Below are 12114 nucleotides of genomic sequence, written 5' to 3'. Positions count from 1 at the left end.
CACAACCAGAAGATCATTGACCGTAGCCGCGATCCTGTCACGCGCAGGACATACGTGCGGACGCGTGTACTGCAATTCTGTTCACCGAAGTGCGGCGGCAACTATCAGATGGGGTGTGAGGGATGAAAGACCTAGACCAACTGAAAGCCGAACTCCGCTGGTGCATCGAGCATGCCTCCGGCCCGCGAACTGAAAGCACGTTGCGCTGGGCGCTGGAAATGTTGGAGGAGATTACGGAAGCAGAGGTGAAGGCGTGAACGAAGCTTACCCATTACAGTGGCCAACAGGCCGAAATCGAACTGGCAGATACGCTCGCGAACATGGCAAGTTCGACGTCTCGTTTGCGCGAGCGCGCGACAACATCATTGCGGAAGTGACGTTGCTGTGCGGCGGCCGTTACGCCAGAGACCCAAATATCGTGATTAGCACGAATGTCAGCCTACGTCGTGATGGATTGCCGTTGGCGAACCAGAGAGCACCAGACGATCCAGGTGTTGCCGTCTATTTCACATACAAGAAACGGCAAATGTCGTTTGCCTGCGATCGTTGGCTGAAGATCGAGCACAACATGCAGGCTATCGCGAAGACCATCGAAGCGTTGCGCGGAATCGCCCGCTGGGGCACTGGCGACATGCTTGAAGCTGCCTTCACTGGTTTCACGGCGCTTCCTGCGCCAGATGCGCAAAAGACATGGCGTGAAGTGCTTGGCCTTTATCCTGGCGAACGCAACATGGACATTGTCAGGGCGGCGTATCGGCGCCTTGCCAGTTCGGCTCATCCAGACAAGGGCGGCACGCATGATGCGATGACCGCTCTTAATGCTGCTTTGGTGCAAGCCGAGAAGGAACTTGGAGCCTGATGGAAGCCGCAACGCAACGCATCTTAGCCGTCACAGCGGCAGATTGGGAGCCAGAAATGGACGAGAAGGTGTTGGAGGCGCTTCGGTCGGCAGTCAATATGGCTCGCTTTCAAGGCATTCGCAAGATCGAAGCGCTGAAGCGCTGTCTACTCGAAAAGGGCTTTGACGAGCCGACTGCCGATGCTGCCATTCGCGCCTGGTCTGAATACGAACAACGCAAAGGAGTTCCACATGGGTAGCGACATTTTGTTTCGGTCGCCGGCATGCAGGCATTGGACAAAGGAAAAAGAATGAAAATCTGCTTCTCCCTCAAGGAAGTTGCCGAGGCACTTTCCCTATCGCCGACGACCGTACAAAAGATGGTCCGTGAAGGCACGTTCCCGGAGCCGCGCCTACTCTCTGGCCGGCGCGTCGGCTGGTTGGCTCGCGAGGTCCAGGAGTGGGCCGACAAGCGTCCAGTCGCAGACCTATTGCCTCCGGAGAATACTGGCGTCAGACGGCAACGATCGACTCAAGACGCGCAGCCAGTTTCGTGAGCCATTCACGTTTCTCTGCGTCGTACTCGTACAGGTTGTATATCCCAACAATGCCAGCCTTGATGTGGCCGATAATTTCCTCGGCTATTTCATTTGCACACCCCATGGACCCCAACATCGTGCGTGCAGTGCGTCGCAAATCGTGGGGTGTCCAGCCAGTGACCGGAATTGGCGGATCGGTGACAAGGCGATTCTTGCGCACCCAATACGGTTGACATCGGGCTATGACCTGACCGATGGCGGCCTGCGTAATATGACGCTTCGCCTTAGTCGTCTTGCGCCCGGTTTTCGCCGCTACATAGGGGAAGAGGTAGCCCGCTCCATGGCGTGACCATCGCTGTCTGATTATCTGCTCTGCGCGCCCAACGAGCGGCACGCGGTGGGCCGTGGCTCGCTCGACCCGGGCATTTTTGGTCTTGGCCTTCGGGATCGTCCACCAGAGACCATCCTTTTCCTCGGTCAACTCATTACCGCGGATGGCGACGATCTCGTTTCCGCGTTGCCCAGTCCATAGGTAGAGTTGAGCGACGTCGCTAACGTCCGATTCCAGTACTGGCAGCCAGGGAACCAGAACTGAAATCTCAATATCCGTCAGGACGCGCTTATCGGTAATGCGCTCGCCATTGCGGGTTTTGCCCTTACTGCGCAATTTCCCCCGCATGATCTGGCGCCACCAGTTCGGCGTGTTCTCCTTGATACGCCCGGCATCCAAACCATAATCCCATGCGGCGGCTAATTCAGTTTTGATCCTGTTCGCATAGGTCGGGCGATCACGGAGCCCCTCAAGCAACTTGAAAGCGATCTGGCGCGTAACCGCCTCGGGCGTCATTGAGATAATCGGTTTGATAGGATCGCCGAGTGCGTATTTGGTATTTGTCTGAACACGTTGACTAGCATTATGCTCGACGTGGCCAGACAGGTAATCAGCGACCAGATGCTTGACGAGGTATGAGCCGGGCAGGAGCGACGTTTTTGAATCTGACGCCAGCACTCCTTGCCGGGCCTTGCGTTTGGCGAGCGCCGGGTCTTCTCCTGCGTCGCGCGCGCTCCGTCTTTGCTCCCATAGCGCGATCGCCGCTGGCAGAGGCATTGTGGGCCAACTACCCAGTTTGATCTGGCGCATGTTTCCGTCGATCGGAGACTTGTAGCGATACGTCCATGTGCGCCGTGTTTTGGTGGCTTCCAGGCGAAGTCCAGGGAAGTCATCGAATGCGATATGCTCGTCTGGCTGGAGTTGCTTGGCCCGCTTGGCGTCGAACTTGGTCATGTGGCGGCGTCGGTTTTTTTAAACTACGCCGCAGATGTTACGCCGCCGCCGAAGTTTTGCAATACAGCAACACACGACAAAACTATGTTCGACCCAAATCTAGCGCGTCCCAACTCCTTGAGTAAACGAAGTTTTTAATGGTTTCTGTGTGTGTGAGCACTCGGATGCAAGTAAGCCCGAAAACGCGTTTAACATTTCTTAAAGGATTTATTTTGAGACCGTTCCTATACTGACTCGCAAATTGTCAAATCGCTGTTTTCCGAATGCGGGAGACATGGCCCGATAGGACAAAAGGTAGACGGGGCCAATTACTGTGCGGGCGAGACCAACTGACCCGAAGAACGACCCATTGAGGTCGATTTCAATACCGGGCAGAGCCTGAGAGATCTTGGGAGAAAATCCCATGGAACGGCTCGCAATGGCGGAGCCGCCTCGGATGGGCGTTTAATCGCATCCGGGAAAAGAGCATGGCCGTTTTCGATTATGATGATCTGCCCCCTCGGTAATCAGCGCGACAAAGCCAAAATACGCGCTAATTTCGAGACAGTGCGGCAGCAAAGCTGAACAGGGCGCAAGGCAAGGGACCACTAGTCGAAAAAGAGTGCAGCCGAAGATGAAACCAGAAAGCCGGATTGGCGGTGCCAGCACCGCCAATCCGGCCATCTGCCGGCTCACCGGCCACCCATTACGAAGGACGATGTCGCATTGCGGGGTTTTATGAGAATTGCAGTCCTGGATGACGATTCGGCTCAAGCCGATCTTGTTTGCCAAACGCTGTCGGCGGCCGGGCACGTTTGTCACGCTTACGGTGCGGGCCGCGAGCTGGTGCGGCAACTGCGGCGCCAGACCTTCGACCTTCTCGTGCTCGACTGGAACGTACCTGACATGTCGGGCGAAGAGGTGCTGCGCTGGGTGCGCGAAAGCCTCTCCGAGCGCTTACCGGTTCTGTTCATGACGAGCCGCGGCCGCGAAACCGATATCACCTCGATCCTCAACACCGGCGCGGACGACTATGTCGTCAAGCCGGTCTCCGCGGCGGTCCTGCTCGCGCGTGTCGGCTCCTTGCTGCGCCGGGCGTATCACCTGAAGCCGGCCGCCGCGAAAGAAGTATTCGGTGAATTCGAATTCGATCTGGGCGCGAAGCACGTCGTGGTGCGCGGCGCGACCGTCGCCGTGACGCAGAAAGAGTTCGAACTCGCGTTGCTGCTGTTCCAGCATCTGAGCCGGCCGCTGTCGCGCGCGCACATTCTCGACGTGATCTGGAAACAGGCGACAGATATTCCTTCGCGCACGATGGACACCCACGTGTCGATGCTGCGCAGCAAGCTTGGCTTGCGTCCGGAGCACGGCTACCGGCTGACGCCAATCTACGGCTATGGGTATCGGCTCGAGCGGATCGAATCCGGCGCGTCGCCCATGGTGGCCGCTGAACAACGCCCCGAAGCGGGGGACGCGTGACGGTTGCTTTCGATGCGGTAGCGCCCGGCTGCGCGAGTTCACCGGGCCGCCGCGCCGGGGCGATACTGGCGCTGGCCGGCCTGATCGCAATGACCTGCTTCGCACCCATGTCCGCGGATGCGCAATCGTCGCGCGCACCGAAGCCACGTACCAGAACAACCGCGCCAGTCTATGTGTCCTACGTGACCCATGACGGCGACACGTTGTACGAAATCGCCGGCCGCTATCTGCGCGACTCCGGCGATTGGGCCATGTTGAGCCGCCTGAATCATGTGCCCGCGCCGCGCCGCATGCCAGCCGGGATCACGCTGCGTCTGCCGGCCGACCGGCTCAGGCAGGACCCTGAGTCGGCGCGAGTGATCGCGACGAGCGGTCCGGCAGAACACGCTTTCGGCAAAAATCCTTATACGCCACTCACGGCGGGCACGACGCTCGGCGAGGGCGATCGCATCCGCACGGGCCATAACGGCTTTGTCACGCTCGAGTTGCCGGACGGCTCGCACGTCACCGTGTCGCAGGACGGCGTGCTCGATATCGGCAGGCTGCGACGCACCGTGCTGACCGGCGCGGGCGATCGCGTGCTCAATCTGCAACACGGTGAAGTCGAGAGCCAGGTCACGCATGCCACCAAAAAGGACGACCGCTTCCAGATCCGCTCGCCATCGGTCGTAGCGGGCGTGCGCGGTACGCGCTTCAAGGTCGCTTACGACGGCGACGCACAAACCACGGCGGTGGAAGTGCTGGACGGCGCGGTCGGCGTCGACCCGGCCGCCGTCGCTGGCCATGCCTCCGCGCCACTGCCCGGCGTGCCGCTGCAAGCGTCCGCGCAACTCGTCAAGGCGCGTTTTGGCAGCGTCACGCGGGCGGGCGGGGCGATCGGCGGTCCGGTGGAATTGCTGGCTGCGCCGTCGCTTACCGAGCCGGCAAAAGTGCAGGACGGCAAAGCGGTCGCTTTCGACCTCGTCCCCGCCGAGCACGCCGTGGCCTATCGCGTGCAGATTGCGCGCGATGCCGATCAGCTCGACCTGATTCGCGATCTACGCGTGAACGCGCCGCATGCTGACTTCGGCGATCTGGCCGACGGCACCTATTTCGTTCGTATCGCTGCGATCGACGCGAATGGGCTCGAAGGCCTGCCCCAGGTCTACGGTTTCGAGCGGCGCCAGCTTGGGCTGGCTGCCTCGGCGGGGCCGCGCGCCGGCAGCCGCGATTACGAGTTCCGCTGGTTCGTCAGCCGCTCCACGGTCGAGACACGCTTTCGCTTCGTGCTGGCCACGACCGCCGACCTGCGCCATCCGCTCGTCGACAAAACAGATCTGACAGGCGGCCAGATCGTGGTGAGCGATCTGCCGGGCGGCGTCTACTATTGGACGATCGTCGCCGAGCAGTTCGAAAACGGCCGCTTCTATGAGAAGAGCAGCACGGTCCGCTCGTTTACGCTTGCACGCTGACGCTGGTAGATTCACGGGGCCGGGTCGACAACCGACCCGTTCCTTAGCCCTCAACCACGACACGTCTTGCCGACCACACACACGCGTCTGAGCCTCGACCCGCGTGCTCGCCTCGGGCGGCGCGCCGGCCGCCGCTTCCTGCTCGAATGGGTGGCGATCGGCTGCCTGGGCATTGTGGTGATTCTGCTTGGCTCGCTCGGCCGGCTGACCGCCGGCGTCGATCATCTGGTCTACGACCGGTTTCTGGGGCTGCGCGCGCAACCGTTGCTGCACGATATCGTGGTGCTCGAAATCGACAACGCCAGCGTTGCGCAGCTTGGCCGCTGGCCGTGGCCGCGCAGCGTTCATGCCAGACTGCTCGAACAGATCGCGAAGGCGAAGCCCGCAGCGGTGATCTACGACGTGCTGTTTACCGAAGCCAATCCGGAAGACGCCGAGCTCGCGCGCGCGATCGCGCTGAGTCCCACTTATCTGCCGATGCTGCTGACGGCGCCGGATAGCGCCGGCCAACGCGTCGCGGTCGAACCGGTGGCGCCGCTCGCGCATGCCGCGGCCGGTCTTGGACATATCAACCTTGAAGTCGACAGCGACGGCATCGTGCGTAGCGTCGCGCGGTTCGAGGGCGATGCGAATTCGCGCTGGCCGCAATTGATGGTGCCGGTCGCCCAGGCCGTGGAGCGTGGCGCGCTGCAACTGAACGAGCGGCCGCGTCGGCCCTCTTCTAGCGAGGCGGCGGCCCAATCCGATGATCATGACGAGGGCGAGGGCCGCTTCCTGATTCCCTTCGGTCCGAATGCGCAGAACTACGCGAAGCTGAGCTTCGCGAGTGTGCTGGCGGGCGAGGTCCCCGCGGACCAGCTGCGCGGGCGCATCGTGCTGATTGGCGTGACCGCGTCCGGTTTGTACGACCGCTTTGCGACACCGGTGTCCGGCGAGCTGGGGCCGCTGCCCGGCGTCTACATCCACGCGAACGTGCTCGATACGCTGCTGACCGGTCGCGAGCTCGAGCCCGCTGAGCCCTGGGTGCTGTTCATGGTGTCGCTGTTGCCGCTTGCCGCGCTGCTCGCCGGCTTTCTGGTGCTGTCGCCGCGCCGCTCGTTGCTGCTGACCGTCGCATTGGGCGCGCTGGCTACCTTCGGCAGCGCAGCCCTGCTGTACGGCGCGCGGCTATGGATGTCGCCGGTGCCGGCGATCGCCGGTTTGATCGTGGTGTATCCGATCTGGAACTGGCGGCGCCTCGAAATGACGATGGCCTATCTGCGCGAAGAGCTGCAGCGCCTCGCCGACGAGCCTCACCTCCTGCCGGAAACGCCGCAGCGCCGCCGCGAGTTCGGCGGCGACGTGCTGGAGCAGCATATGGCGCTGATGGCGCAGGCCGCGCAGCGCGTGCAGGACATGAAGCGCTTCGTGTGGGACAGTCTCGACAGCATGCCCGAGCCGATCCTGGTGAGCGATGTGGAAGGCATCGTGCTGATCGCGAATCATGCGGCCAAGGCGCATTTCGCGCGCCTTGGCGCACCCCTGCCGGAAGGCCTGCCGATGCGCGCGGTGCTGGGCGGGCTGACCCTGGTCAAGACTATCGACAGCGGCGCAGCGTCGGACGCGGAAAACAATCTGCTCGCGCATGCCCATTGGCCTGCGCTCCTCGATCCCGCGCGCGACGAGTTCGCCGTGCTGATGGCGCAAGGCGTCGAGGTGCGCGACGCTCACGAGCGCGACTATCTGTTGCGCTATGCGAATTGCACGAACGAGCAAGGTGAGACGACGGGCTGGATCGCCGGTCTCGTCGACGTATCGGCCTTGCATGCGGCCGAGCGCCAACGGGAAGACGCGTTGCGGCTGCTGTCGCACGATATGCGCTCGCCGCAGGCTTCGATTCTGGCGCTGGTGGAGATCGAGCGGGCGCGTAGCGAGCCGGGACTGGCACGTGGCTTGCTGGAACGCATCGAACGTTATGCGCAGCGGGCGCTGACGCTCGCCGACGATTTCGTGCAACTCGCGCGCGCCGAATCGCAAGCCTATGTGCTCGAACCGGTGAGCATGACCGAACTGATGATCGACGCCAGCGACGAAGTCTGGCCGCAGGCCCACGCCAAACGCATCACCCTGCAAACCGATACGGACGGGGGCGCCGATGCCGACGAGGGCCACTGGATTTGCGCCGACCGCTCACTGATGACGCGCGCGCTCGTCAACATTCTGAACAATGCGGTCAAGTACAGTCCGCCGGACACGCGGATCACCTGCAGCCTGACGAACCTCGGCGGGCCCGGCGCGCCAGCCGGCCGCGCACAGCCAGACGCGCCTGGCGCGGCAAAGCGGGTATCGTGCACGATTCGCGACGAAGGCTACGGCATTCCCAAGGAGCAGCAGGCCGGTCTGTTCGAACGCTTCCGGCGCTTTCACGAGACGGAGCGGCCGGAAGTGGGCGGTGCGGGATTGGGTATGGCGTTCGTCAAGACCGTCGTCACGCGCCATGGCGGCGATGTCGAGGTGGTCAGCGCGCCTGGCGAAGGCACGGCGTTTACGATTTCCCTGCCGGCACTCGATGAAACGCAAGCCGATGTGTCTGTAACCCCACGCTCATGACTTTGAACACTCACCTTATCGAAGCGAGAAGCCGGTGAAAGCAATATTGATCTGTGCCGCGCTGGCCGCGGCGAGTCTGACCGGATGCACGGGTTTGAACGCCGACGTGCACACGGCGAATCCCTCGGCCATGTTGCAGGGCGAGCGCACCTACACGATTGCGCGCCTGCCGTCGCAGGATGCCAGCGCGGATCATCCGCAATTTGAAACCATGCTGCGCGATGAGCTGGCAAAGAACGGCTTCACCGATTCGGCGGGCAAGTCCGCGCACTATTTATTGTCGATTGCGTATGACACGCGGCCGGCAGCGGTCGGTGTCGGCGCGAAGGACGATTGCGCGCCAGGTGCGTGCGAACGCTCGCCCGAACCGCCGTTTTCGCTTTTCGGCGGACGTGCTTATCAGCACGCGTTGACGCTGCGGTTTTTCGAGCAGTCGAGCGGACGCGAAGTTTACAAAGTGAGCGCAGCCAGCAGCGATCGCGATGCCGACCCACTGCACGCGATGCCCGTGCTCGTGAAAAGTGCGCTGGCAAAATTTCCGTTCGATGCACCGCCCGATTGGCGTGTGAAACTGCGGACCGATCAGGCGGGCGGCGTGCCCAACGTGGTTTCGCTTAAACCCGTTCAGCCTCTTCAGCCGCAGCAGTAAGAAACCCGTGCTCGCGTTATTCCGGCGTCTGGTCGCCTTCCGGCCAGCGGTTTTCGAACACGCATTCGGCGAGCGGCATACGGCTCGCCCAGCGTTCGGTTTCCAGCATCGGTTCGCTGTAGAACTGATCGACGTGACCAAGACACAGGATCGCCACCGGCCGTGCGCCCTCGGGCATATGCAGCAACGTACGGACCGTATCGACGTCGAATAGCGACACCCAGCCCATTCCCAGACCTTCCGCGCGCGCGGCCAGCCACATGTTCTGGATCGCGCACGCCACGGAAGCCAGGTCCATCTCCGGCAAGGTGCGGCGTCCGAAGATGTGCCGCTCGCGGCCGTCCATCAGCGCCATCACCAGCAGTTCGCCGCAGTCCAGCATGCCTTCCACTTTCAGCTTCATGAATGCTTCGCGACGCTTGCCGAGGGCGTCGGCGGTGGCGAGGCGTTCGCTTTCGACGGCCGCGTGCAGCGCCGTGCGTAAAGCCGGGTCGGTGATGCGCGCAATCCGCCACGGCTGCATGAAGCCGACGCTGGGCGCGTGGTGCGCCGCGTCGAGCAGACGTTGCAACACGACAGGGTCGACCGGTTCGCGCACGAAATGGCGCATGTCGCGCCGTTCATAAATTGCGCGGTAGACGGCTTCGCGCTCGGAATCGTTAAAAGGCTTCGCCATGGAACAGGGCGGCCGTCAAGGCCGGGTTGGAGGGCCAATAAGCATGCATGTAAGTTGCCACGATCGAGCCGGCGCGGAACACGGCCTCGCCGGGGACATCGCTATGTGGCCGGGTGGCTGAACGCAGCGGTGCGAGCGGCGTCGTCAGTTTCGAGTAGTGAAATGTATGACCGGTCATTGGGCCATGCAGGCTGTCGATCTGTTGCATGCCGAGCGCGGTGAAGCGCGCCTGCATTGTTGCATGGCCGGGCAGCAGGCCGAGCATCGGCGTCGTCATGCCGCGCGTGTCGGTCAACGTTTCGAGCAGGTAGAGCATGCCACCGCATTCGGCGACGACCGGTTTACCTGCTGTGGCGTGCGCGCGGATCGTTGCGGCACTGCGAAGGTTGTTTGCGAGCAATGCCGCATGCAGCTCGGGATAGCCGCCTGGCAGGTACAGGGCGTCGGCGTGCTCCGGCAATGCTTCGTCGGCGAGTGGAGAGAAATAGTCGATGTGCGCGCCGAGTGTTTCCAGCAGTGTGACGTTAGCCGGATAGATGAACGAGAACGCGGCATCGCGCGCAATGGCGATGCGCTTGCCGTCGAGAAGACGTGACGGTGCTTCGTTTGTCGGCGTGCCGAATTCGACCGGCGGCGGCAAATCGGCCAGCGCGGTTTGTGCGAGCGCGTCGGCGGCGCGATCCAGGCGCGTGTCCAGATCGTCGATCTCCGCGGCCTGATGCAAGCCGAGATGGCGATCGGGCAACTCGATGTCGTCGTTACCCGTGATGTGCCCGCACCAGCGCAGGGTCGGCGGTAACGCTTCTTCGAGCATTTGCGCATGCCTTGGCGAGCCGACGCGATTGGCGAGCACACCGTAAAACGGCACCTGCGGTCTGAATTGCGCGAGACCGAAGGCGACCGCGCCGAAGGTCTGCGCCATGGCTTTCGCCGAAATCACGGCGAGTACCGGCACGCCGAATGTGGTTGCCAGATCGGCGCTGCTCGGCGTGCCGTCGAACAGGCCCATCACGCCTTCGATCAGGATCAGATCCGCTTCGGCCGCCGCCTGCGCGAGCAGGTTTCGACACGCCGATTCGCCCACCATCCACAGATCGAGCGACAGGACCGGCGCGCCGCTGGCGCGCGCCAGGATCATCGGGTCGAGAAAGTCGGGACCCGTCTTGAATACGCGCACGCGTCGGCCCAGCCGCCGATGGTAGCGCGCGAGACCCGCGGTAATCGTGGTCTTGCCTTGACCCGACGCGGGCGCGCTGATGAACAGGGCGGGGCACGTTCCGCACGCGCTGCCCGGCTCCGAAGGAAGTCCCGCGGAGAGATTGGGGGCCGCCTCGAAGGACGTCGCCTTGGGGGGCACGGACATCGATCAGAACTCCACGCCGCGCTGTGCTTTGACGCCTTGCTCGCGATACGGGTGCTTGACGATGCGCATTTCGGTGACGAGGTCGGCGGCGTCGATCAGCGCGTCCGGCGCGTGACGGCCGGTCACCACCACATGCAGCATGTCGGCGCGCGCATTCAGTACGGCCAGCACTTCGTCGAGCGGCAGATACTCGTACTTCAGCACCGTGTTCAGTTCGTCGAGGATCACCATCTGATAGTCGCCGCTCTCGATCATGCGGCGCGCTTCGTCCCAGCCCTTGCGCGCGGTGGCGATGTCGGCCTCGCGATTCTGCGTGTTCCAGGTGTAGCCGTCGCCCATCGTGACGAAGTCGCAATTGGCGATCGCACCGAGAAAGTCGCGCTCCGACGTATGCAGTGCGCCCTTGATGAATTGCACGACGCCGAGGCGCATGCCGTGCCCAAGCACGCGCACGGCCATGCCGAATGCAGCCGTGGTTTTGCCCTTGCCGGTGCCGGTGTTGACGATCAGCAGACCTTTTTCGACGGTGGCGCTGGCCTGCTTTTTTTCGTGGCCCTCGCGCCGGCGTTCGGTCATGCGCTGATGCGATTCGGGATCGGTCTTCATGGAAGGTCCTGTTCTTGAGTGTCGTTGCTAGTCTGTTCGCGGGTGGGGCGGGCGGTGGTCGAGGCTATCGCCACCGTGATGCCGCCGTGGCGGGTTTTGCGCACGAGTAGGCGTGCGTTGGAGGTATTGGGGGTAATCGACGCAGGTGAGGCGATTGGGGTAGCCGATGCGGTTGACGTAACTGAGGCAGCTGAGGCAAACGCCGGCGCAGGGGCCACGCCAGGTGCAGCGGCCGCATCTGATTCGGCCGATGCGGCGAGCAAGGCACACGGCTCGCAGACGCCGTCTACGCCGAGATGCTCGCGTGCGGCATCCGACGGATCGTCCACGGATAGCGCGGCGATCTGCTCGCGGCTGAACAGCTTCAGCGGCAACGCATGACGTGTGCAGAATTCGAGCAAGCCCGCTTCGTGGGCTTTGATGTCGACCGAGGCAATCGTGCGGATTTCATCGAACGAATACGAGCCGAGTATGCTGCGCACAGCTGCTTCGATCTGCTCAGCCGAGCTGTGCAAGCGACAACCGAGGCCGACGGTCAGGGTTTTCATTTCGCGTCAGCCGTGTCTGAAGCGTTAGATGTTCCGGCCGAGTCCACCATGTTTACCGCACCCGCACCCGCACCCGCACCCGCACCCGCACCCGCACCCGCACCCGCACCCG

The 12114-nt window shown here is 62.7% G+C and carries 13 protein-coding genes; 8 read left to right on the top strand and 5 right to left on the bottom strand.

Annotation, left to right across the window (positions count from 1 at the left end):
• Positions 1-122 precede the first annotated feature (122 nt).
• Genes PQQ95_RS26005 through PQQ95_RS25990 form a run of 4 tightly spaced genes read left to right on the top strand, consistent with a single transcriptional unit; the run spans position 123 to position 1395 of the window.
• Positions 123-257 carry a hypothetical protein gene (locus tag PQQ95_RS26005; protein WP_408442387.1) on the top strand — a complete coding sequence of 45 codons (135 nt, stop codon included), beginning with the start codon at positions 123-125 and terminating at the stop codon, positions 255-257.
• The gene (locus PQQ95_RS26000) at positions 254-859 is read left to right on the top strand and encodes a hypothetical protein (RefSeq protein ID WP_408442385.1); all 606 of its coding nucleotides are present in this window, start codon (positions 254-256) and stop codon (positions 857-859) included. The genes PQQ95_RS26005 and PQQ95_RS26000 overlap by 4 nt, the downstream gene beginning before the upstream one ends.
• Complete coding sequence (locus tag PQQ95_RS25995; RefSeq protein ID WP_408442383.1) at positions 859-1098, top strand: hypothetical protein; 240 nt, start codon at positions 859-861, stop codon at positions 1096-1098. The genes PQQ95_RS26000 and PQQ95_RS25995 overlap by 1 nt, the downstream gene beginning before the upstream one ends.
• A 24-nt stretch (positions 1099-1122) precedes the next feature.
• Complete coding sequence (locus PQQ95_RS25990) at positions 1123-1395, top strand: helix-turn-helix transcriptional regulator (protein WP_408442380.1); 273 nt, start codon at positions 1123-1125, stop codon at positions 1393-1395.
• Here PQQ95_RS25990 and PQQ95_RS25985 read toward each other — a convergent pair.
• On the bottom strand, positions 1352-2662 hold the full coding sequence (locus tag PQQ95_RS25985) for a tyrosine-type recombinase/integrase (protein WP_408442378.1): 1311 nt from the start codon (positions 2660-2662) through the stop codon (positions 1352-1354). The two genes, PQQ95_RS25990 and PQQ95_RS25985, sit on opposite strands and share 44 nt — an antisense overlap.
• A 717-nt stretch (positions 2663-3379) precedes the next feature.
• On the opposite strand from PQQ95_RS25985, the gene PQQ95_RS25980 reads away from it, so the two are divergent.
• The 4 genes from PQQ95_RS25980 (at position 3380) to PQQ95_RS25965 (ending at position 8809) form a co-directional block, all read left to right on the top strand.
• On the top strand, positions 3380-4120 hold the full coding sequence (locus PQQ95_RS25980) for a response regulator transcription factor (RefSeq protein WP_408442375.1): 741 nt from the start codon (positions 3380-3382) through the stop codon (positions 4118-4120).
• A complete protein-coding gene (locus PQQ95_RS25975) occupies positions 4117-5571 on the top strand; it encodes a FecR family protein (protein WP_408442373.1) in 1455 nt (484 codons plus the stop codon). Before PQQ95_RS25980 ends, PQQ95_RS25975 begins: the two co-directional genes overlap by 4 nt.
• A gap of 66 nt (positions 5572-5637) precedes the next feature.
• Positions 5638-8160 carry a CHASE2 domain-containing protein gene (locus PQQ95_RS25970; RefSeq protein ID WP_408442370.1) on the top strand — a complete coding sequence of 841 codons (2523 nt, stop codon included), beginning with the start codon at positions 5638-5640 and terminating at the stop codon, positions 8158-8160.
• Positions 8161-8194: 34 nt separating this feature from the next.
• Positions 8195-8809, top strand: a complete 615-nt coding sequence (locus PQQ95_RS25965) for a DUF4136 domain-containing protein (protein ID WP_408442367.1) — start codon at positions 8195-8197, stop codon at positions 8807-8809.
• 16 nt (positions 8810-8825) lie between these two features.
• Here PQQ95_RS25965 and bluB read toward each other — a convergent pair whose 3' ends face one another.
• From bluB to PQQ95_RS25945, 4 genes are read right to left on the bottom strand one after another with little or no spacing between them, the layout of a single operon-like run.
• Positions 8826-9485 carry a 5,6-dimethylbenzimidazole synthase gene (gene bluB, locus PQQ95_RS25960; RefSeq protein WP_408442365.1) on the bottom strand — a complete coding sequence of 220 codons (660 nt, stop codon included), beginning with the start codon at positions 9483-9485 and terminating at the stop codon, positions 8826-8828.
• The gene (locus PQQ95_RS25955; RefSeq protein WP_408442362.1) at positions 9469-10848 is read right to left on the bottom strand and encodes a cobyrinic acid a,c-diamide synthase CobB; all 1380 of its coding nucleotides are present in this window, start codon (positions 10846-10848) and stop codon (positions 9469-9471) included. Before PQQ95_RS25955 ends, bluB begins: the two co-directional genes overlap by 17 nt.
• 3 nt (positions 10849-10851) lie before the next feature.
• Positions 10852-11454, bottom strand: coding sequence for a cob(I)yrinic acid a,c-diamide adenosyltransferase (gene cobO, locus PQQ95_RS25950; RefSeq protein ID WP_408442360.1), 603 nt, complete (start codon positions 11452-11454; stop codon positions 10852-10854).
• The gene (locus PQQ95_RS25945) at positions 11451-12002 is read right to left on the bottom strand and encodes a cobalamin biosynthesis protein (RefSeq protein ID WP_408442357.1); all 552 of its coding nucleotides are present in this window, start codon (positions 12000-12002) and stop codon (positions 11451-11453) included. Before PQQ95_RS25945 ends, cobO begins: the two co-directional genes overlap by 4 nt.
• Positions 12003-12114: the final 112 nt, after the last annotated feature.

This window comes from Paraburkholderia caffeinilytica, assembly GCF_046030355.1.
Taxonomy (GTDB): Bacteria; Pseudomonadota; Gammaproteobacteria; order Burkholderiales; family Burkholderiaceae; genus Paraburkholderia; species Paraburkholderia caffeinilytica_B.
Note: the sequence above shows the minus strand (reverse complement) of the source record. Positions and strands in the feature narration are given on the sequence as shown.

Bases quoted from the DNA above. Each gene is read 5' to 3' on its own strand.
- PQQ95_RS25955 (WP_408442362.1), bottom strand. From the start codon at position 10,848: ATGTCCGTGCCCCCCAAGGCGACGTCCTTCGAGGCGGCCCCCAATCTC.
- PQQ95_RS25945 (WP_408442357.1), bottom strand. From the start codon at position 12,002: ATGAAAACCCTGACCGTCGGCCTCGGTTGTCGCTTGCACAGCTCGGCT.
- PQQ95_RS25995 (WP_408442383.1), top strand. From the start codon at position 859: ATGGAAGCCGCAACGCAACGCATCTTAGCCGTCACAGCGGCAGATTGG.
- PQQ95_RS25990 (WP_408442380.1), top strand. From the start codon at position 1,123: ATGCAGGCATTGGACAAAGGAAAAAGAATGAAAATCTGCTTCTCCCTC.
- cobO (WP_408442360.1), bottom strand. From the start codon at position 11,454: ATGAAGACCGATCCCGAATCGCATCAGCGCATGACCGAACGCCGGCGC.
- PQQ95_RS26005 (WP_408442387.1), top strand. From the start codon at position 123: ATGAAAGACCTAGACCAACTGAAAGCCGAACTCCGCTGGTGCATCGAG.
- PQQ95_RS25985 (WP_408442378.1), bottom strand. From the start codon at position 2,662: ATGACCAAGTTCGACGCCAAGCGGGCCAAGCAACTCCAGCCAGACGAG.
- PQQ95_RS25980 (WP_408442375.1), top strand. From the start codon at position 3,380: ATGAGAATTGCAGTCCTGGATGACGATTCGGCTCAAGCCGATCTTGTT.
- bluB (WP_408442365.1), bottom strand. From the start codon at position 9,485: ATGGCGAAGCCTTTTAACGATTCCGAGCGCGAAGCCGTCTACCGCGCA.